At 36.0% G+C, this 20,561-nt stretch carries 18 protein-coding genes; 12 read left to right on the top strand and 6 right to left on the bottom strand.

What is annotated here, in order from left to right; all coding sequences use genetic code 11:
• Window positions 1-4: 4 nt before the first annotated feature.
• Window positions 5-400 carry a hypothetical protein gene (locus WCQ00_03820; GenBank protein MEI6042663.1) on the bottom strand — a complete coding sequence of 132 codons (396 nt, stop codon included), beginning with the start codon at window positions 398-400 and terminating at the stop codon, window positions 5-7.
• A gap of 115 nt (window positions 401-515) precedes the next feature.
• Here WCQ00_03820 and rplU point away from each other — a divergent pair, with 115 nt between their 5' ends.
• On the top strand, window positions 516-881 hold the full coding sequence (gene rplU / locus WCQ00_03815) for a 50S ribosomal protein L21 (protein MEI6042662.1): 366 nt from the start codon (window positions 516-518) through the stop codon (window positions 879-881).
• A 115-nt stretch (window positions 882-996) separates the two neighbouring features.
• Entirely contained in the window at window positions 997-4,347 is a 3,351-nt protein-coding gene (locus WCQ00_03810) for a hypothetical protein (protein ID MEI6042661.1), read from the top strand.
• A gap of 84 nt (window positions 4,348-4,431) precedes the next feature.
• Here the strand turns inward: WCQ00_03810 and WCQ00_03805 are convergent, their stop codons facing one another.
• From WCQ00_03805 to WCQ00_03795, 3 genes are all read right to left on the bottom strand, one after another.
• Window positions 4,432-5,157, bottom strand: a complete 726-nt coding sequence (locus WCQ00_03805) for a toprim domain-containing protein (protein MEI6042660.1) — start codon at window positions 5,155-5,157, stop codon at window positions 4,432-4,434.
• 66 nt (window positions 5,158-5,223) lie between these two features.
• Window positions 5,224-6,651, bottom strand: a complete 1,428-nt coding sequence (gene dnaB / locus WCQ00_03800) for a replicative DNA helicase (protein ID MEI6042659.1) — start codon at window positions 6,649-6,651, stop codon at window positions 5,224-5,226.
• Between the two features lie 169 nt (window positions 6,652-6,820).
• Window positions 6,821-7,399, bottom strand: coding sequence for a hypothetical protein (locus WCQ00_03795; protein MEI6042658.1), 579 nt, complete (start codon window positions 7,397-7,399; stop codon window positions 6,821-6,823).
• A 100-nt stretch (window positions 7,400-7,499) separates the two neighbouring features.
• On the opposite strand from WCQ00_03795, the gene WCQ00_03790 reads away from it, so the two are divergent.
• A complete protein-coding gene (locus WCQ00_03790; protein MEI6042657.1) occupies window positions 7,500-8,069 on the top strand; it encodes an NYN domain-containing protein in 570 nt (189 codons plus the stop codon).
• Between the two features lie 108 nt (window positions 8,070-8,177).
• Here WCQ00_03790 and cysS read toward each other — a convergent pair whose 3' ends face one another.
• Window positions 8,178-9,629 (bottom strand): cysteine--tRNA ligase, encoded by a 1,452-nt coding sequence (gene cysS, locus WCQ00_03785; protein MEI6042656.1) that lies wholly within the window; start codon window positions 9,627-9,629, stop codon window positions 8,178-8,180.
• Window positions 9,630-10,249: 620 nt separating this feature from the next.
• Between cysS and WCQ00_03780 the strand changes: the two genes are divergently transcribed.
• From WCQ00_03780 to leuS, 9 genes are all read left to right on the top strand, one after another.
• Window positions 10,250-11,506: a S41 family peptidase gene (locus WCQ00_03780; protein MEI6042655.1), complete on the top strand. Its 1,257-nt coding sequence runs from the start codon at window positions 10,250-10,252 to the stop codon at window positions 11,504-11,506.
• A gap of 18 nt (window positions 11,507-11,524) precedes the next feature.
• On the top strand, window positions 11,525-11,974 hold the full coding sequence (gene rplI / locus WCQ00_03775) for a 50S ribosomal protein L9 (protein MEI6042654.1): 450 nt from the start codon (window positions 11,525-11,527) through the stop codon (window positions 11,972-11,974).
• A gap of 178 nt (window positions 11,975-12,152) precedes the next feature.
• A complete protein-coding gene (locus WCQ00_03770; protein MEI6042653.1) occupies window positions 12,153-12,572 on the top strand; it encodes a type II toxin-antitoxin system Phd/YefM family antitoxin in 420 nt (139 codons plus the stop codon).
• 3 nt (window positions 12,573-12,575) lie between these two features.
• Window positions 12,576-12,845 (top strand): type II toxin-antitoxin system mRNA interferase toxin, RelE/StbE family, encoded by a 270-nt coding sequence (locus WCQ00_03765; GenBank protein ID MEI6042652.1) that lies wholly within the window; start codon window positions 12,576-12,578, stop codon window positions 12,843-12,845.
• A gap of 27 nt (window positions 12,846-12,872) precedes the next feature.
• A complete protein-coding gene (locus WCQ00_03760) occupies window positions 12,873-13,289 on the top strand; it encodes an NUDIX domain-containing protein (GenBank protein ID MEI6042651.1) in 417 nt (138 codons plus the stop codon).
• Window positions 13,290-13,328: 39 nt separating this feature from the next.
• Window positions 13,329-14,039: a M48 family metallopeptidase gene (locus WCQ00_03755; GenBank protein ID MEI6042650.1), complete on the top strand. Its 711-nt coding sequence runs from the start codon at window positions 13,329-13,331 to the stop codon at window positions 14,037-14,039.
• A 71-nt stretch (window positions 14,040-14,110) separates the two neighbouring features.
• Window positions 14,111-14,506 (top strand): TspO/MBR family protein, encoded by a 396-nt coding sequence (locus WCQ00_03750; GenBank protein ID MEI6042649.1) that lies wholly within the window; start codon window positions 14,111-14,113, stop codon window positions 14,504-14,506.
• Between the two features lie 122 nt (window positions 14,507-14,628).
• On the top strand, window positions 14,629-17,289 hold the full coding sequence (locus WCQ00_03745; protein ID MEI6042648.1) for a hypothetical protein: 2,661 nt from the start codon (window positions 14,629-14,631) through the stop codon (window positions 17,287-17,289).
• Between the two features lie 105 nt (window positions 17,290-17,394).
• Window positions 17,395-19,887 carry a leucine--tRNA ligase gene (leuS, locus tag WCQ00_03740; GenBank protein MEI6042647.1) on the top strand — a complete coding sequence of 831 codons (2,493 nt, stop codon included), beginning with the start codon at window positions 17,395-17,397 and terminating at the stop codon, window positions 19,885-19,887.
• A 108-nt stretch (window positions 19,888-19,995) separates the two neighbouring features.
• Here the strand turns inward: leuS and WCQ00_03735 are convergent, their stop codons facing one another.
• The gene (locus tag WCQ00_03735; protein MEI6042646.1) at window positions 19,996-20,385 is read right to left on the bottom strand and encodes a hypothetical protein; all 390 of its coding nucleotides are present in this window, start codon (window positions 20,383-20,385) and stop codon (window positions 19,996-19,998) included.
• Between the last annotated feature and the right edge of the window lie 176 nt (window positions 20,386-20,561).

Genomic DNA, 20,561 nt, shown 5'->3' with positions numbered 1-20,561 from the left:
ATATTTATTTAACTGGAGCAGGTGAACCTGTTGGTATTTCTGCATTCATAACCTCTTGTGTAGCTCTTTGTCTTGCCTCTGTTGGGTCAATACCTTGTTGTACGTATTCATTTGTCTTTTGCATGATTTGAACAGGTACAGGAAGGTTTCTTTGACCAGCTGGTGCACTTGGTGTGTAGTAGAAGAAATAATAAATTACACCAAAAGATGAAAGCAAAAATAAGGCTGAAAGAGCAAGCAACATGTTGTTCGCTGCCTTTTCTGACTTAATGATACCCTTTGTGATTAGAAAATTGACCATTGATGGACGTTTATCACTTTTTTGGAATCTAGAATACAATAAACTGCCATTACCTGGTGCTGGTGATTGCAAACTATCGTCAAATTGTAAATCGTTCATGATACTGCTATTTTAACATATAAATAGTGGTAATATAGGCCATTATCCACAGTAAGGCTAATTATCCACAAGGGGGCTTGATAATCCGCGCCAGTAGTGTATACTCTGTACCTATATGGCTATAACTAATAAAATATCACCTAAAATAGCGAGCGCAGAAGCGGCTTTTGCTGTTATTAAAACCGGCGCAAAGCAATACAGAGTTTCTGAAGGGCTTATTATAAGTATGGAAATTATGAAGGGAGAACACGCTCTAGGAGAAAAAGTAGAGTTTACAGATGTGCTTCTTAAGGATGACGGTAAAGCAACAACACTAGGAGCACCTATGATCCCAGGAGCAAAGGTTGTTGGAGAGATTGTAGAAATCGGAAGATCAGCAAAGGTTGTAGGAATGAGATACAAACAAAAGTCTCGTTCAAGATCAATGAAGTTTGGTCACAGACAACCTTTCTTTAAGGTTAAGATTACAAAGGTAGCGTAGGTTACTAAAAAGATAAACATGGAAAAACCGAGTCAAGCTCGGTTTTTTTGTTGGTAAATAATAAGTAATTTTTATGTAATTATACTAAATATTCTTTTTAATGTATAATATAGTGATGAAAAAAGTTGTATTTGCTCTGTCTGTTTTTATTTTCACGATTGTCTCAATACCAGTATTTGCTCAATCTAATAACTGGGCAGATTATGGACTATCAGAGGGGTCTGTTAAATATCTTACTGAAGCGGAAAAGCAAAATATACTTAATTCTCTTACGCCTGATCAGACAATTAAAAAACAAAAAGAGGAATTAGAAAAAACAGGATCATCATCTTTTCCTTTTGTACCAGGGTCGGTACTTTTGGGAAAAACACCAGATGCCAAACTAAGTTCAGAGGTTGTAAATTGCTTTGATTATTATACATTCGGAAGTGTTTCTGCTGACATGTCGTCTCAAAGCTCTAGTGCTGTCTCTGGTATGGACATGAATTTTTTTGGTAATATAAAGAATAATAATAAATATCCAATAGTACAAGGTACCTTATACGTTAAAATATTTAAAAATGTAGGAGGAGAAAAAAATCCTAATGGACCTGATGTTGTCGATCAATTTATTGCGGTTGATAATCTAGCGATTCCTGCCAATGGTTCTATACCAACGTCATTCACATGGAAAGTTCCTACTTATGCACAGAGTGGAGATTATAGGCTTGTAACTTTTTTTATAGTAGATAAAAAGTTCAATCTGCTCGGTCTATCGTTTACAGATGATGTTGTGGGAAATTCATTTAATTTCAAAGTTGATGGAGAAAAAACAGGCGTAATGTTTAACAAAAGTTCAGTGGTGATAAATGCTATTCCTTACTACTTCGCAGCTTATCCACCTCGTATTAAAAAGGAAGATGACGTAAAAATCTCTCTTTCTGTAGAAAATACAACAAAGATAAGGCAGGTAACACAAGTTAAATGGAAACTATACCAATGGGATAGCATTAACCCAAAAAATTTAATTAGAGAATTCACAACAGAAATTGAAATAGCATCATCATCGTCAAAAAAAATAGAATTATCAATTCCTGAAAAAGATGCACCTGTATATTATCTGGTTGGAGAGCTAGTTTACAAAGATTCAAAATCTGTTGTAGGAATTAGATTCGTAAGAGATGAGGTTGATAAGGTAAGACTTAATTTTCCCTCAATTACTTCTTTTCCATTAAAAAAAGGGGAGTCATCAACTTTGTTTACATGTTTGCATAATAGTGGTCAGTCTTCACAAGTCCCGAATAATAAGCTTCTGCTGGAAATTAAAGATGAAAAGGGTAAGGTTATAGAATCTTATTCCTATGAGGGTATTGTTACTGGAGACATGATGGCTGTAAAAAAAGACTTTATATCTAAGGTTGATTTAGATGTTTTTTCTGTTCATGCCGTACTATTCAATAATGACAAAATTGTTGATGAATCTACAATGAATTACGATTGTAAATTAATTGATCCTACAAAATGTAATAAAAGAATATTCTCACCAATATTTCTAACCATTGTAGGAATTATAGTATTATTTTTTGGTTTTATTTTTATTAAGAAATATAAAAATAGAATTAAGGAAAATATTATTTTACCTATTGTTATTTTGACATTTTTTCTGAATATTATATTTTTTCCACTAAATACGGTGGAGGCGATGACGACTATCTCATCTGATAAAACTGTTACTGCTGAGTTTTACTATTTCTGGAATAGATGGAGTTCTTCTGGTTGGTCTAGAGCATTAATAAACCCACAGATTAAGGTGGACTATAAAATTGAAATTATCGATACCTCGACTGGTTTGTCAATTAAAAAAGGTGATAATGTAAATGTTGGAACAACCATTAAGCTTAGTTTTTTAAAGCATGAGTCTACAGATATTTCCTGGACTGGTACTGGATATTCTCAGGATTCGCCATATGGAGATTGGGGTAATTCTATGCCAACTTATGTTAAAAACCCCGAATGTTTAGATAAGGATTATGTTAGTACTACGCTCTTCGAATATGTAAATTATAAGGCATATATACCTCTCATGATAAGTCCTCCTGTTGAATCAATTAGTAATACGAATAATATGTCTTGTGGTCAACTACTGAATGATGAAAAACAAGGTTACACAATGACATGTACTATAAATAGCGCTGGCGGTATTTCACCTATATTTTCTTTTGGACAAACTTCTGGAAAATTTTATTATAGATATTATGACCCAAGAACAGGATCAACTGGTTACCCCCCTTTGCCACTTATTCCTGGTTGTTATGGAAATAATATCCCACTGGAGACCCTTAAGACTCCTGCTACTATGTGGGCCAATCTTACAACAGCTCCGTATCAGTACAATATATCAGCCTCATCTTACACATATGATTTCACTGCAGTAGTACCGCCTCCAGTTAATAAATCGCCAAACCCTCCAACAGTAATTGGTCCGGATATAGGAAATACTGGCACACCCTATTCCTTTGCTGTTCAAGCGACAGATCCTGATGTAGGCGATAGTGTAAAGTATACTGTTGATTGGAATAATGATGGTGTTGGAGATACATACCTTCCGTCTACGGGGTTTGTTTCATCGGGATTAAGTCAAGATGCTAATAAAACATGGGGTTCATCGGGAAAAATTTCTTTTAAAGCTCGAACAGAAGATAATCATGGTGCAACCTCATCATGGGTAACACATAGTATTGATATAAATGAATTAATAAATGGTTCTTGTAATAACAGCATAAAAGATGCCTGTTATTTTGGAAATACCGTTGATCCCAGAGACGTGGGTTCTCAGTTTACCTGGGTATGTAGTGGGCTATATGGAGGAGCATCTTCAGGAACATGTTCTATTAATAAGTCCCCAATCAATGGCTCATGTAACAACAACGTAAAAGATGCGTGTTACTTTGGAAGTACTGGTAATTCTGCCGTGACTTCAACTCAATATACGTGGATATGTGGCGGTTTGTACGGAGGTGTGTCTTCAAGTGTATGTTCGATCAACAGACCTGCTGAAAGCGCGTCATGTGGAAATTTAGTTGATGTTTGTAGTGTTGGAACATTTCAACCTTCGATAGATTCAACTGATGCAGATATATGGAGTTGTCTTGGAATAAATGGAGGAAGCTCTCTGACGTGTATCCTTAAAAAACCAATAGTTGGAGAATATATTTTCAATCCCAGTACGACAGTCTCTGGGGGAAAATGTAAACTATATCTTAATGTATCTAATGTAAGTTTTTGTTATGTTAAGAACAGATATAATCAGGTAACAGTTCCATCTTCATCTCTTCCTGTTACAAATAGCTCTATTAGTATAAACGGAGGTATTCCTGTATCTGTAGGAACGCATACATTATTTTGTAAAGGGCTCGGTGAAAATTCAATAGAACAATCTTTAGGTAGCAGATCGTGCGTTATTAATGGTACATTCGGAGAGATTTAATGGTCAATACATAATTGTATATTGATAAAAAAGCAATTATAAAAGTATTCCGGTTTTCAGTAACATGAATGAAGTGTATTTTTATTAATGCCGATTCTCCAAGGCACTTTTCAATGTATCTCCATCAGAATATTCTAGCTCTGTTCCTGTTGAAAGACCTCGCCCTAGGGTTGTGATTTTAAAACCAGACTTTTCCTTTTGTGGTCTAAGTAGTGTACTCAAATAAAATGCAGTATGTTCACCCTCAGTGTTTACACTTGTTGCAATAATGATTTCCTTTAATTTAGATGGCACAGACTGCTCTGACAAAGTTGATGACACTGTGTCTGAAACAGAATCCAATTCTCTGGATAATTCTTCAATAGTTTCTTCCTCATTTTTTTTGCTTTCTGTTCCACATAATTCATTAATTCTATATAGTAATTCACCCTGTCTTATTTTTAAATGAGGTGATTCATCCAATATTGGAACAGTGTTTCCTAGGACAAAGTATAGACCGTTGTATGCTCTACTTCTCTCAACTGCAAGTAAGTCAATGTCCTTAACCACAATCATTAAGGTTGATTGATCTCTTGCTGGATTTGTACAAATTGGACAGGGGACAATAGCTTGTTTATTTTTGTTTTCAAAATATCTATAGCATTTGTCGCAAATAGAAATACCTCGCTTTATGTTTCCAATAGCATTAATTAGAGTAGCAACATCTTCTTCATTTTCTTGTAAAATATGATACACAAAACGCTTGGCCTGCCTTGGGCCAATACCTGGGAATTTCTTGAATATTTCTGTTAATTTATCTAGGGAGTCCATTTTTTATATTTTATGTTTTCGTCAGAGTCTGCTGATTCTGACGCGATCTTTATGCTTAAAAATCGCTTATTGCATATGCTCATCAAAATCGCCAAAGTCACTCTTCTCAATTGAAACGAATGATGTATGCTCACCGTCAAATTTAAGTTGAACAACACCAGTTGGTCCATTTCTATGCTTCTCAATCAAAATCTCAGCAATACCATCACGCTCATTGTGTTCCTTGTATCTATCTTCACGGTGAATAAACATAACAACATCGGCATCCTGCTCAATAGAACCTGAGTCACGAAGGTCAGATAGTCTAGGCTTACCACCACGCTGTTCAACGGCACGGGAAAGCTGTGAGAGGGCAAGTACGGGTACATCCATCTCACGTGCTAGGTGTTTAAGAGAACGGGAAATCTCTGTAATTTGTTGAACAAGGTTATCTGATGCCTTGGCGCCTGTTGGTGACATAAGCTGCAAGTAATCCACAATAATTAAACCTAAACCTTTTTCAGACTTGATTCTTCTAGCAAAACTTCTCATTTTAACGATGTTGTTTCCAGCTTGATCATCAATATAAATTGGTGCGTCATTTAATTTTCCAAGACCTTGTTGAAGCATGACGAAGTCATTATCGTTAAGATTCTTGGCGGTTCTAATTTTCCATGATTCAACACGAGAAGCTGCAGAGAGCATTCTTGAGGCAAGCTGCTGTGCACTCATTTCAAGAGAAAAAATACAAACTGGAATCTTTCCATCAACTGCGGCGTGCCTTGCAATGTCTAGCGCAAAAGACGTCTTTCCAACAGACGGACGGGCAGCAAGGATAATCAGGTCAGATTTTTGAAGACCTGCCAATTTTGAATCTAAGTCTTTGAATCCGGTAGGAACACCACGAAGTTCATCTGGAGAATTATGAAGTCTGTCAATATGATTCCAAGTTTCTTCAAGTGCACTCTTTAGGTCAGTGAATTTTTTTGCATTACCAACGTTTGTAAGTTCAAAAACTTTCTTTTCAGCAAGGTCTAGGATTTCGTCTAGGTCTCCTTGTTCATCAAAGCCCAATTGGGAAATATACTCTGATGCACCAATTAAATTTCTCATCATAAACTTCTTACGAACAAGTCCTGCGTAGTGATCAATGTTTGCAGAAGATGGAACAGAGTGAACAAGCTCAGTTAAATAACTAGCTCCTCCGACTTGATCAAGAATACCTTGCTCTTCAAGTTTGGATCTGACGGAAAGAAGGTCAATAGGTTCATGCTTACCTGAAAGTTCAAGCATTGCAAGAAAAATCATCCTATGTTTTTCACTATAGAAGGACTCTGCTTTAATTATGTCTGAGACGTCAAGGATTGCCTCCTGGCGAAGCATGATAGAACCAAGTACCGCTTGCTCAGCTTCAATGCTGTGTGGGGGAATACGCAATTCTCTTCTATTGTGAAAGGGTTCAACTTTTTGTGAGTTATATCCTCCTTTTCTGTATGTGTTAGTTTCTGTTGCCATGGTATCCCAATTTTAGCACATAAGAACAAATAAAAAATTATTATTTATCACTAAAACACATCAAAACGGAGTACAAGATGTTCACAAGGTGTGCATAAATATACAAAGACAAATAAAAATCTCTCGCCTTTGTGGGGTGAGAGATTCTACAGCCTTCCGTAAGGTTTTATTAAGCTTTTTTATGTTTTCTAGAATCCAGTAGATGTCTTTTTATTACCCTTGTCAACCATGACATAATCACTACAAATATGATGTAACCAATTATGAAGGGGTATGGGGATGAATACTCGCCAATTTGAGCTACTGCGTAAATTACAATTACAGTAAGCCATGAGACAGTTGAGATTGTTGAAACTAGAACAATTTCTTCTCCGTGATACATATGATGTTCAGATAAATGAGCGTGTTGATTCTGATGTCTTATTAGTGCTGGAATATGAACTCTTCTTAGGGTCATAGAACAAACGAGGGCTGCAATTGTAAAAAGAATTGTTACAAAAGAGAATGTTAAAAATTGATCTGGGATTGTTGCGGGGATTATAAACAGAATTAACGTTTGAATAAATAGTGCAATTATTGCAGCAGAGATGCTTAGTAAACTTAATCTTCTAACCATCAAAACTTCTTTTGGTCTAAGCTTACTGTGATTGAGTGATGCGATAAAAAACATGTCAATAATAAAAGCTGCAGCTGCACCAAGTGCAATTGATACGAGCTGTACGGTAGTGAGGGTGATGATGGTGTTCATATAGTAAATTATACAGCGATTCCCAAGAAGAGTCTATTTTTGATGCATTTCTTTATAAAATCTTCGGGTTCTCTTCATGTGTAAAATATATAATAACCGCATGAACAAAAATGAAAATATCAATGATAGTAAGAATAGGTCCAAAAGAGAGCAAAACTATGCTTTTATTGATGGGCAGAATCTATATATAGGAACGGTTAAGAAGGAAAATGATGCTTGGAGTATTGATCTAAAAAAATTTAGAATTTATCTTGCGGAAAAATATTTTGTCACACAAGCTTTTTATCATTTGGGATATGTACAAAACAGCGAAAGCATACAACAAATTTATGAAAAAATTCAAACTTCTGGCTTTGTATTGGTATTTAGACAGCATCATCAAAACATGGCTGGTTCTAAAAAAGGCAATGTTGATTCAGATATTGTCTTCGCTATTATGAAAAAAATATATAAGCATGAATTATTTGATAAAGTTATTCTAGTTTCTGGTGATGGAGACTATAAGAATCTGGTAGATTTTCTCATCGAAGAGAACAAGTTTAAAAAGATACTATTTCCTGATAAGAAAAGAGCTTCATCATTATATAAAAAAATTGGATCTAAATTTTATGACTTCCTTGAAAATATTAAAATATATATAGAAAGTGAGGTAAATAAAAAAGGCTCCTAAGGCACTTGCACCTTTCGGATCCTCTTTTGTCGTAATGCGTATATAATATATAAAAATAACAGTGATGTCAATCAAAAGAGGTTCTACAAGTAATTGTAAGTAAAATAATTAGATTATAGAGATTTTTGGTTTTGTATCATTTCCTGTATCCTCAACTTTATAACCTAAATCATTAATTTTCATTCTGATTAAATCAGCCTCTGCCCAATTCTTTTCCTTACGAGCTTTTTCCCTTTCTTCAATGAGAGCCTTCACTTCTTCAGTTAGATCCTCGATAACACTTTCTGTGGCTTGAACCTTGTCTTTTGCGGATTGAATTATGTTTAATCCAAGAACATTATCAAATTGTTCAATTAATTGTAGTTTTTCATTGTTCTCAATTTCCACATCCTTCAGAAGTGACCATACTAAAGCAAGAGCTTTGGGTGTGTCTAGATCATCGTTCACAAACTTCAAAAAATTATTCTTATATTCCTTAAATGTGTCAGATTCTCCATCTAGATATTTACCAGCGTCTGCAATAAGTGAAGCTGTAGAGTCTATTAATTTTGAATATGCGCGGTTGGCATCCTCTAGTGCTGTATGTGAGTAATTGATAGCAGTGCTGTATCTTGCTGTAAGCAGCCAGTATCTATAAGCAAGAGGAAGAATACCTTTCTCTTTTAATGTGTCTATTGTAATAAAAGTACCAGCGGACTTGGACATTTTTCCACCTTCAAAAATTAGAAAAGCATTATGTAGCCAAAAGTTAGCAAGGGGAGCACCACCATGCGCACATTCTGATTGTGCAATTTCGTTATTATGATGAACTGGGATGTGGTCAACTCCACCTGTATGAATATCGAAACTATCTCCCAAATATTTTGCAGACATTGCAGAACATTCTATGTGCCAGCCGGGAAAGCCTTTTCCAAATGTAGTATCATATCCTAACTTGTCATCAAATTTCCAAATAGCAAAGTCTTTATAGTTTCTTTTTTCTGAATCTTCACCAATTCTACTTTCATCCCCAGCAGTTTGCCCCAGCTTTCCATAATCAGCTTTTTTTGAAGTATCAAAATATATTCCTTTGGATGTTTTATATGCGACATCTTTATCCAGCAGAATATTTATCATATCTACATCTTCCTTTATATGATCACTAGCAAAAGGGTATGTTGATGCACTTAGAATATTCAGATCTTTTATTGCATCCCTGAATGAATGATAATAATAGTCAGCGATTTCACGCATTGATGCAAGGGTCATTGTTTTACCTTCGCGTAAAATGGCTTTAGTCATTTTGTCTTCACCTTCATCTGAATCACTTGAAAGATGTCCAATGTCTGTGATATTTATCACCTGATTAACTTCATATCCGTTGTATTCAAAAACACGTCTTAATGTATCTGCAAAAACATAGGCTCTTAGGTTTCCAATATGAGGGTAATCATAAACAGTTGGTCCACAATGGTACATTCCAACCTTATTAGGTGTGATGGGGGAGAATTTTTGTTTTGATTTACCTAATGTGTTGAATAGATAAATATCACTCGAGTTTTCAGTGGTGTTGTTGTCCATAATGTTGATTGAATTCTAGCATATATTATGTATGTACCAAACACTATTCAATGGGGTGTTACAAAATTAGATATGGAAAATCCCCCGCAAGCAAGCTTGCGGGGGATGGGGACGGGCTGAGCCGGAGGTTAGGATGCTTTCTTCACGCTCCACAACGCCAAAGCCAGCGCCTCACGCGGCTTACGGAGGCCACCAAATGACATGGAGGGGTTACGGCCCCGTGACCGTGACCACTTGGCGTGGGCGATCACTTGTTGAGCAGATCCGGTAGGCAGTTCCTTTGTTTTTTGATTCATAATGCTTGTTTTGCTTGTGTTGTTTCTTGCTTGGTTGAAGACCATAATTAAATTGCTTTTGGCAAGGTAATTCTGATCTTGTTTCCAAACATAAATTCCACAGATAAGGAAGGACTAATTCGAGTAGTATTAAAGCATTAAATTAAGTTACAGTCAAGATGATAAAAGTAGAAGCTAACCAAAAAACTTTCTTTCTATGAGACTTACGAGTTGCAACGAGTAGAGAGGATTTCTAGCAAGAAATCCTCGTACTTATAGAAAGAAAGTTTTTTGGTCTTTATACATTGACCACGCCACCCAACTCTGCGATAATGAAATAATATTATGATAAATCAAAAGAAAGAAATTTTAAAGAGGATTGGAACTGGAGCACTAGTTGTTTTAGTTGTTGGAGCAGTATTTGCATCTGGTTTTATATCGGGACAGATGGGAACAGCTGAGGCCAGTAAAATCCCAGGAGTCGTTAATACAGATAAGAGTAAACCAAAAGAAGTTAGTGCTGATTTTGAATTATTTTGGAAAGCATGGTCAACATTAAATGATAAGTATGTTGCAACTCACAATTCAACAACCTCACCCGCTCCAACTAATCAAGATAGAGTGTATGGTGCTATTAAAGGAATGACAGCAGCACTTGGCGACCCTTATACAGTATTCTTTACACCATCAGAATCCTCAATCTTTGAAAGTGAAATAGACGGTAACTTTGAAGGTGTTGGAATGGAGCTTGGTATTAAGAATGACATTCTTACTGTTATTTCTGCCCTAAAGAGCACTCCAGCTGAAAAGGCGGGAATAATGAGTGGGGACAAGATATTAAAAATCGATAGCACTCTAACAACAGGAGGTCTTAGTGTTGAACAAGCTGTTAAATTAATTAGAGGTCCAAAGGGTACACAAGTGGCATTTACTCTGCTTAGAGGTGATGCAACATCGACAATAGAAATTAAAGTAGTGAGAGACGTTATAAATCTTCCAACGCTCGATTCAAACTACGACGCAAAGACTGGAATATTTACAATTAAACTTTATAATTTCTCTGCACAATCAGCATCATTGTTTAGAGTTGCGTTAAAGAGTTTTGTAGATTCAAAAAGCAATAGACTAATTATAGATGTCAGAGGAAATCCAGGAGGATATTTAGATTCAGCGGTTGACATGGCAAGTTGGTTTCTTCCTCCAGGAAAAACTATCGTAAGAGAAAGTTATAGTAAAGGAAAGCCTGAGACATCAGAAAAGAGTAGAGGATATAATATCTTTAATGATAATCTACGTACTGTAATACTTGTTGATCAAGGTTCTGCATCTGCCTCTGAGATTCTTGCTGGTGCACTTCAAGAAAATGGAAAGGCTAAGCTTGTTGGAACTCGTACTTTTGGAAAAGGTTCTGTTCAGGAGCTTGTAAAATTGACTCCCGATACATCACTAAAGGTTACAATCGCTAGATGGTTAACACCAAACGGTAGGTCAATTTCAGAAGGAGGTCTTACTCCAGATGTCGAGGTTAAGGTTACTGCTGATGACGTTAAAAAGGGTACAGACCCTCAAATGTTAAAGGCTATTGAGATTCTTACTAATTAATGCTATATTCATTCCACTATGAAAGTTATTTTGCTTAAACACATTCCAAAAACTGGAAACAAACACGATATTATAAACGTAGCTGATGGTTTTGCTATAAATTCACTATTCCCAAAAGGATTAGCTGAGAGAGCTACACCAGGTGCTATTAAGAGAGTTGAAGAGTTCAAATTAGGAGAAGAGGCTGTAAAAACAGTTAAAGAAGCTCTACTTTTGAAGAATCTTAAAGAGCTTAACGATGTTAAAATCGTTATCTCTGGGAAGGCTAATGATAAGGGTCATTTCTTTGCTGGTATTCATAAGGACGAGATTATTCACGCCCTAAAGGAACAAAAGCAAATTGATATGGATGCTTCACACATTGTCCTAGAAAAGGCTCTTAAGGAGATTGGTGAGCACAAGGTGGATGTTAAGGTTCAAGACAAAACATCTCACTTTACAGTTGAGTTGGTTGCACTAGAGGCATAATCAATAATAAACAGTTGTTTTAAAAACACTCGCATGGGCGGGTGTTTTTTGTTGTGGATAACTTTGATTGAATCTTTGGATTTTCTTTGGGTACAATATATCAGTATAGGAATATCAGATTTGAATATTAAATAACCCGCAAACTTGATTAAATAGATATGTACGTTATAATGTACATATGAATATAAAAATGAAAAATATTATATCAATAACTGAGGCTAGGTCTAAAATATTTGAAATTGCAGAAAAGGTTCAGAAAACTGGGCAGGTTTTTGCATTCACAGAAAATGGTAAACCAAAAGTTGTGATAATGAGCTCTGATGATTATGAGAATATTATGGAGGATTTGGAGCTTATGAAAAATCATAAATTCATGGCAAAGATTAATAAGGTTGAACAAGAATTTTCAGAGGGCAAATACACTGCCTGGAAAAGTATAAGAGAGGATTTGTTAGGAAGTTCGAAGATAAGTGCAAGCATTAAAACTAAAACAAAATCTAATAATAGTCTATTGTTGCTTGCAGATGCGCCGTCTAGGAAATATTTACAAGGAGCTAAAAAAGCACAAGAAAATAGATCTAAAAGTAAACTTAAGTAATCTATGGTAAAGAGATATTTGGTCTACTTGCATAATGATGCTAAAAAAATATTGCAAAAGATACCGAGACATATTGCCGTCAGAATTGATGATGTTATTAGTGAATTAGAACTAAATCCATTACTTGGAATAAAAATGCATGGAGAAATTTCTCACCTAAGAAAAATTAAGATTTCCAATTATAGGATGATTTATCAGGTCTATGATTCAAAACTCGTTATTGTAATACTTGAAATAGAGAGTCGTGGAAATGTTTTTTATGATAGATCGTAATCACTTGATATATGCTATAATCGCCGTATGACAAACATAGATCTAATCGCGAGAGGAATAATCGTTAAGGATGCCAAAATATTATTATGCAAGAATCTTAGTAAGGGCCATTACTATTTGCCTGGTGGGCATATTGAACAAGGTGAATCTGAGGATCAAGCATTCAGAAGAGAAATACAAGAGGAAATTGGTAAGGAGGTTGAGAAAGTTCAAAGAATAATTGAGGTTGAGAATGAATACGTTGAAGATCTAATTGAAATGCATGAATTTATTTCAATATATATAGTAAAGCTTGCGGATTATAATGATGTTCACAGTTTGGAGGATCACATTGAGTTCGATTGGGTTCCGCTTAAGGAATTGAAAACTTGTGGCTTTAAGCCTGAAGAATCTATAGACGATATTCTGAAGTGCGTGAAGGATAATGAGGGGTTCTGGGCATAAAGGTTAATTTATAATTAGTATTTTATAAAGATTTTAACAATGCTACACACGTTACTGAAACTTAAAAAGAAAATAACTGCACTTAGGAAAAGAAAACCTACAAGGGTCACACGTGTTGTCAGAAAAAGAGCTGTAATTAGAATTAAAGCAAAAAGACCAATCAAGGTCATGCAGAATAAAATTGTTTTGAATGGTCAAGATGTGACTTATACTCTCCGCCTCAACCCTCGCTCCAAATCCATTAGACTGGCAATAAATTCAGACGGAGAATTCATTGTAACCACTCCTCCAAGAGTGAGTATTTTAATGATTGAGAGAATTATTGAACAAAAAAAAGAATGGGTGATGGAAAAAATCGAACATTTTAAAAATATTCAAAATCCCCTTGAACCTAGAAAAACTAAAGCTGAAAAGAATGCTGACTCTAAGGCCTCATACGCTAGGGTTAAAAAAGATGCATTAAGAATTGCGACAGAAAAGGTTAATCAATGGAACGCTCATTACAAGTTTAAATTTGATAAAATAAGTATTAAAAATCAAAAAACTAGATGGGGAAGTTGCTCAAGAAATGGAAATCTGAATTTTAATTATAAAATTGCCTTGCTTCCTGAAAAGCTTGCTGATTACCTTGTTGTTCATGAAATTTGTCACCTTGGACAATTTAATCACTCAGAAAAATTTTGGAAATTAGTTGAGGAAACTATTCCTGATTATCTGGAGGTCCGCAAAGAGTTGAAGGGTGTTAAGTAGTGCACATATGTGTGTAGCAATGAATTTTGTAGAATTGATGTGGCTTTTTGAGGCTGTGGTATAATTTCTATATGAACTCATACAACTGGTATTCTCAGCTTATAAAACCTAGATGGTCGCCTCCAAGTTATCTATTTGGTCCAGTTTGGAGTGTGCTTTATTTTATAATATTTTTAAGCTTTGGGTCTGTATTTTATAGAGCCTTCACAAAGCAAATCCCATGGATTGTGGCACTTCCTTTTGCCCTTAATCTATTTTTTAATTTTATGTTCACGTATTTGCAATTTGGTCTAAAAAATAACTTATATGCTGCTATTGATATACTATTAATACTAGGAACACTTATTTGGGCAATTACCGCAATTTATCCTCATGTTAAGTGGATCGCGTACGCTCAGGTCCCATATTTACTTTGGGTAACTTTTGCAACAGTTTTGCAACTTACAATTACTTATTTGAATAGATAGTTTAGTTTTTTATAACGATGTAAAAATTTACGGTGAAAATTTGGCTTCTACTGTGGGAAGTTTACTATCTCAATACAATAAAATGTATTATAATTATTACATTATATATAAATTATTTTTAAATGATTAATTCAACAGATGACGATACAAATGGTGTGATAAATAGTACTTCAAACGGAAATAATGTACCACATAGAGAGTTTACATCTAAAAATCCACCTGTTGGATTTAGAATGGAAACCGATGGTGTATCTGAAGTTGAAGCAGATATTATCGACTTGACTCCAACTCAAGCTCATGTTCCTGACTCAGCTTTATCACCTATACTGGCTCCGTCACCTACACCTTCTCCATTGCCTACCCCAGCTCCATTTTCTGTTGTTAATATAAATACTTCACCGGTCTCAATTCCTGTTGCTTCTCCCATGGCTACTCCTGTTGAAATCAATACACTCGCACCAATTCCAGAGACAGCCGTCCCTGTGCAGGCACAAGAGGTAGTTCCTGTTCCGCTGGGTGCTCCAGTAATTGAACCTATTGTTGAAATACCGCATGTTTCAACACTAGAAAAAGTTGAGCCTTTTCAATATGTAGAACAAATAAGACCGGTTGTTAATGCGGTTATGCCCAAATATGTGCCAGAGCCATCGCCAGTATCTACACCTATGTCTGAACCTTCTGTGGCAAATGTTTTTTCTGCTGCCAATCCACCAGCTGGGTTTCCAGCAGAATCACAGGTTAGTGCTAAAAATCCTACTTTTGGAAACCTCGGTGTTAATTCATTTAGTAACGATGGATTTACTAATCATCCGATTGCATCAGCTTCTACGTCTACACCAGTAAAATCAGGTGGAGGATTAAAACAAATTTTGATTCTACTCCTTATACTAATTATCATATTGCTTGGTGGTGCTACTGCGTATGCTTATATTAAAAAGATGGGTCCTTTTGCACCTTCTACATACACGGAGGCTAATTTTTCATCTAGTATGCTTGCAAAAATCGGACAAATTAATACTGCAACATATACTTCATCAGGAGCGGTAAATGTTGTTGCAAGAGATAAGGATGCAACAATTTTTAATCTGGTAGTTTCAAATGATAAAGAATTGAAGTTGAAATATTTTTATGACGGAACGCGTCTGAAAGATGCGTTGGGTATTATAAGTGGTTTAAATTCAGGTGTTGGTTATTATTCTAATTACGGGGCTCCAACTGCAACAAAAAAGCTATACAAGTCTTACACAACTACTTTGGTCGCTGCTTTTACTTCTAAAAATATTACATACTCCTTGTTTGATCCCGAGACATCTGCAGCGTATGCATATAAAGTAACTGAGGACGGCAAGAATTTTGAGTTAGTTGTAGACTTTGCTACTGATGATGCAATTAAAACAATTAAGGGTTCAGGTTATTCAGCAACAAGTACAAAAATAGAGGGCAAAAAGGTTACATTCACAAAAGATAGTTATTTTAGCAGTTACTCCTTCAGTGGAGAGCCTCCAAAGCCTTTCTTAACTCAAATGAGTGGAATGCTTAGCATGATTCCACCACAAGCAAGTGCAAAGATCGCAGTTAGTGCATCTTCAGACTTAAGTGCTGGAGCTATGGCAGATTGGTCATTCAATTTGGATGCAACAGGGGACTTTGGTGACATGACTTACAAAATAAATGCAGACGCTCTTAAAAAGGGTGATAATTATTATTTTAAAATAAATAATATGCCAAGCTTCTTTTTATTCGATGCATTGGCAAAAGTTAAAGGAAAGTGGGTTGTTGTTCCATCAAAAGCCTCTTCCACTGAGTCGGCTACAGCTTCATCCACTGGGGATAACGTAAGTTCTCCGTTTTCATTTATACAGACTTCAATTCCAGAGCAGGAAGCAAAGTACAAAGAGAATCGTGATAAATTTGTGAAGTTTATTAAAAAGGTTGTTGCAATTGCTGACGAGGAGAAAATTATACTATTTAGAAATGCACCAAAAACTGAGAATTTAGATGGACGTAATTTGGTTAAATATGATCTGAGTCTGAGAAAAGAAAAAATTATTTCTTTCTATACTAGGGTACAGAGCGAAATAACTACAAATCCCGATTTTGCAGAATATGCAGCGGGAATTGACCAAGGTTATTTGGATTATTTGAAGAGCGATGAGTTTAGTCAGGTCTTTGACTATTTTGATAAAAATAATAGTTTTGCTATATGGACAGACGGTCAAGGCTTTCCTGTTGTTGTTCAGAATACAATGAGGGTTGTTCCACCGGATGATGCTACTCAATTAAAGGATAAACAAATCAATGTGACGTTTAAATTAGATATTTCGAATATCAATAAGCCTATAACTATTGAGACTCCAGTGGGGGCGACACCTATAGATAAGCTTTCAGACAGTGTGTCTAGCTCACTTACAGGCGCAAGAAGTAAAGGGCAAGATGCCGCTATTCAATCGTCGCTTTCAAATATGAGAGCTCAAGCAGAGTTGATCTACGATAATAGTACGTCTTCAAAAAATAGTTATGGAAAAAATCCTTTTGGATTCGGTGTTTGTAAGCAAACTGCTGGAACACTTTTTGGTGATAAAGTTATGTTTTCATTAATAAATCAAGCTACGAATAATGATCCTTCTAAGGCAACATGTGTATCTATGGGAATGTTAGGAAAGGTTGACGCTTGGGCGTTATCCGCTCCTATGGCTAGTGATAATACTTTTAGTTGGTGTGTTGACAATACTGGCGCAAGCAAGAAGATTTTAGGCGCAGTTTCTACTACTAAGTGTAAATAGTCTTTCTGTCATTTGAGGGGTAGCCGATTCTTTGTTAGGTCATAACACATGATTTTTTGGGCACCATAGCAAAACAAGCTGTTTTGTACTACAATGTTTACTATCATGGCTAAAAAGCAAGAATACGATCATAAGAAAATCGAAAAGAAATGGCAGAAAAAATGGGAGGCAAGTAAGATCTATAAAACTGATGATAAGACCCTGGCTGTTGGGCAAAAAAAGTTCTATGTTCTAGACATGTTTCCATATCCTTCCGGTGAAGGTCTTCATGTTGGCCACCCAAAGGGTTATATTGCAACTGATATTGTTTCTAGAATGAAGCGTATGAGTGGTTACAAAGTTCTACACCCGATGGGGTGGGATGCTTTTGGTCTTCCTGCTGAAACGTTTGCTATAAAGAATAAAACTAATCCTATGATTGGTGTTAAGGCAACTGTTGCTAGATATAAAAAGCAACTTTCTATTTTAGGGTTCGATTACGATTGGGATAGAGAGATAAACACTACTGATCCTAAATATTATAAATGGACACAATGGACATTTTTGAAGATGCTAGAGCGAGGGCTTGCTTTCCAATCTCACGAACCTATTAATTGGTGTCCAACTTGTTTAACTGGGCTAGCAAATGAGGATCTTGATAATGGAAATTGCGAGAGATGTGGGAGTGTTGTTGAAAAGAAACCACTTAGACAATGGGTAATTAAAATCACAGATTATGCAGATAGAATGTTGAATGATTTAGAAAAACTCGATTGGCCACAATCTATTAAAGAAGCGCAGAAAAATTGGATTGGAAGAAGTGAGGGTTCAAAGATTTCTTTCGATATTACATATGGAAGCAAAATTGATGTAGAGAAATCTGATAAAAAAATAGTGGTGTTTACAACTCGTCCTGATACTTTGTATGGTGTGACATACGTTGTGTTTGCCCCAGAAAATCCATTAGTGTTGGAATTGAGAGATAGGATTACAAACTGGAATGACGTTTCAAAATATGTAGAAGAAACTAAAGCAAAGACAGAAATTGATAGAACGTCAGAGGGAAAAGAAAAGTCTGGAGTAAAACTAGGTGGCGTATTTGCAGTGCATCCAATTACTAAAAATGAGGTTCCAGTATTTATTGCTGATTATGTGCTTGCGGGATATGGAACAGGTGCTGTGATGGCTGTTGCTGCGCATGATACAAGGGATTACATGTTTGCAAAGAAATACGATTTGGATGTGGTGGAGGTTGTGAGTAGGCCTGTGTCTGTCGGGGTTGATGGTTCCATCGACTCAGTTGTTCCTGATGATAAATTTGAATCATTGCCATACTTAGGAAATGGCGTAATGGTAAATTCGTCAAAATTTGATGGAAAGATTAATACAGATATTTATGAAGAAATTACAAAACAAGCTGGTGGAACAAGGGAAGTAATTTACAAATTGAAAGACTGGGTATTTTCTCGTCAAAGATATTGGGGTGAACCAATCCCGGTAATTCATTGTGAAAAATGCGGAGTTGTTCCTGTTCCATATAAAGACTTGCCGGTGACACTTCCTAAAGTAAAAAGTTATGAGCCAACAGGTAATGGAGAGTCTCCACTTGCTAATATTGATTCATGGGTGAATGTAAAATGTCCTGTATGTAAAGGTCCTGGAAAAAGAGAAACAAATACTATGCCTCAGTGGGCTGGTTCATCTTGGTACTATTTAAGATATATGGATAATAAGAACGATAAGGCCCTAGTTGACCCTAAGAAGGAAGAATTCTGGTCACCTGTGGATTTCTATGTTGGAGGAGCAGAACACGCTGCACGGCATCTAATTTACGCTAGATTCTGGCATAAATTCTTGTTTGATATAGATGTTGTTAAATATGATGAACCTTTCAAGAAGCTTCAGAATGTTGGTTTGATTATTGCAGAAGACGGAAGAAAGATGAGTAAAAGATATGGTAATGTTGTGAACCCAGATTCTATCGTGGAAACTTATGGTGCAGATTCCCTACGATTATACGAAATGTTTATGGGTCCGTTTGATCAAGAAATATCATGGAAGACTGACAATATAATTGGCGTAAGAAGATTTATTGAAAAAGTTTGGAGATTGCAGGATAAAGCGATTGAATCAAAACTTAGTATGGATTCATTAGATAGTGCAACGGAGATTTTATTTAATCAAACTATTAAAAAAGTTACCGATGACATTGATGCTCTTGGGTTTAACACCGCGGTATCTCAAATGATGATACTTGCGAATCAATTTGAAAAAGTTAAGGATATTCCTAAAATTGTTTATTTAACTTTGGTTAAATTAATGGCGCCTTTTGCGCCACACATAACTGAAGAAATTTGGCTTGCATTTGGACAGAAGGGCAGTATTCATACATCGAGTTGGCCTGAGTACAACTCTAATAAATTAGTATCTTCAACTGTTACTGTGATGGTTCAAGTAAATGGAAAAGTAAGAGGGGAGTTTGAAGCAGAAAATGGTATATCAAAAGAAGATATGGAAAAGATGGCTTTTGCTGTAAAGTATGTTCAAGAAAATCATGCGGGAGTTGTGCCAAGCAGAGTGATTGTGGTGCCTAATAAAATAGTGAATTTGGTTTACTAACTATTTGTTAAATGGATTAGATATATGGTTTAGGTATTCAAAAAAACAATCTGGCACAAAAAAACAGCCGCGGCCCCGAAGGGTCCGCGGCTGTTGCCGTAAGTCACATTATTTGCTCACAAGAAGCAGAGCTTGCAGACCATCAATTACGGTCCTGATTGCCTCCACTTCATCCGTTCCACCGGCGAGTACGTTCTTATTCTGGAATTGACGCAGAGCCTCATCTGAGTCAACTAACGAGAAAGGCTCATCACCTTTTTGTGGATAGCCGCTGTGGACTTGAACCACACAAACGCTCTCGTTTGTTTCGTGAATTGTGAATTTCGTGATCTTGTAGGACTCCATGAATTTGGAGATACATTGTCTGATGTTGTTTGTGCATCCGCACTCAACTTCAAACGGGGCGATACGGCCCCTTTTGTTTCCCTTCTTCTCATAGTGCATATAGATATATGCATGTCCGTTTTGTTCATTCATTCCAATCATGCACACTGTCAAGATACCATTCCTCATCTTCATATTTGCTTGGTTTTGGTTGTTATTTTGTTTTAACACACCCTGAAAAGTTCAGGTCTGTGCATAATATAATCACACATCAATGTTTTTGTAAAGACCACCGTAGGCACATTCAACCTCTAAGTGCACCACTCAACGCTTCTAATGGTGTCTTGAAT

It is taken from the genome of bacterium (assembly GCA_037127815.1).
In the GTDB taxonomy this organism is placed as follows: Bacteria; Patescibacteriota; Minisyncoccia; order Phycocordibacterales; family CAIZLB01; genus CAIJKW01.
The sequence above is the reverse complement of the archived record's forward strand: the minus strand, read 5'-3'. Positions and strand labels throughout refer to the sequence as shown.

Bases quoted from the DNA above. Each gene is read 5' to 3' on its own strand.
- WCQ00_03820 (MEI6042663.1), bottom strand. From the start codon at position 400: ATGAACGATTTACAATTTGACGATAGTTTGCAATCACCAGCACCAGGT.
- rplU (MEI6042662.1), top strand. From the start codon at position 516: ATGGCTATAACTAATAAAATATCACCTAAAATAGCGAGCGCAGAAGCG.
- WCQ00_03810 (MEI6042661.1), top strand. From the start codon at position 997: ATGAAAAAAGTTGTATTTGCTCTGTCTGTTTTTATTTTCACGATTGTC.
- WCQ00_03805 (MEI6042660.1), bottom strand. From the start codon at position 5,157: ATGGACTCCCTAGATAAATTAACAGAAATATTCAAGAAATTCCCAGGT.
- dnaB (MEI6042659.1), bottom strand. From the start codon at position 6,651: ATGGCAACAGAAACTAACACATACAGAAAAGGAGGATATAACTCACAA.
- WCQ00_03795 (MEI6042658.1), bottom strand. From the start codon at position 7,399: ATGAACACCATCATCACCCTCACTACCGTACAGCTCGTATCAATTGCA.
- WCQ00_03790 (MEI6042657.1), top strand. From the start codon at position 7,500: ATGAACAAAAATGAAAATATCAATGATAGTAAGAATAGGTCCAAAAGA.
- cysS (MEI6042656.1), bottom strand. From the start codon at position 9,629: ATGGACAACAACACCACTGAAAACTCGAGTGATATTTATCTATTCAAC.
- WCQ00_03780 (MEI6042655.1), top strand. From the start codon at position 10,250: ATGATAAATCAAAAGAAAGAAATTTTAAAGAGGATTGGAACTGGAGCA.
- rplI (MEI6042654.1), top strand. From the start codon at position 11,525: ATGAAAGTTATTTTGCTTAAACACATTCCAAAAACTGGAAACAAACAC.
- WCQ00_03770 (MEI6042653.1), top strand. From the start codon at position 12,153: ATGAATATAAAAATGAAAAATATTATATCAATAACTGAGGCTAGGTCT.
- WCQ00_03765 (MEI6042652.1), top strand. From the start codon at position 12,576: ATGGTAAAGAGATATTTGGTCTACTTGCATAATGATGCTAAAAAAATA.
- WCQ00_03760 (MEI6042651.1), top strand. From the start codon at position 12,873: ATGACAAACATAGATCTAATCGCGAGAGGAATAATCGTTAAGGATGCC.
- WCQ00_03755 (MEI6042650.1), top strand. From the start codon at position 13,329: ATGCTACACACGTTACTGAAACTTAAAAAGAAAATAACTGCACTTAGG.
- WCQ00_03750 (MEI6042649.1), top strand. From the start codon at position 14,111: ATGAACTCATACAACTGGTATTCTCAGCTTATAAAACCTAGATGGTCG.
- WCQ00_03745 (MEI6042648.1), top strand. From the start codon at position 14,629: ATGATTAATTCAACAGATGACGATACAAATGGTGTGATAAATAGTACT.
- leuS (MEI6042647.1), top strand. From the start codon at position 17,395: ATGGCTAAAAAGCAAGAATACGATCATAAGAAAATCGAAAAGAAATGG.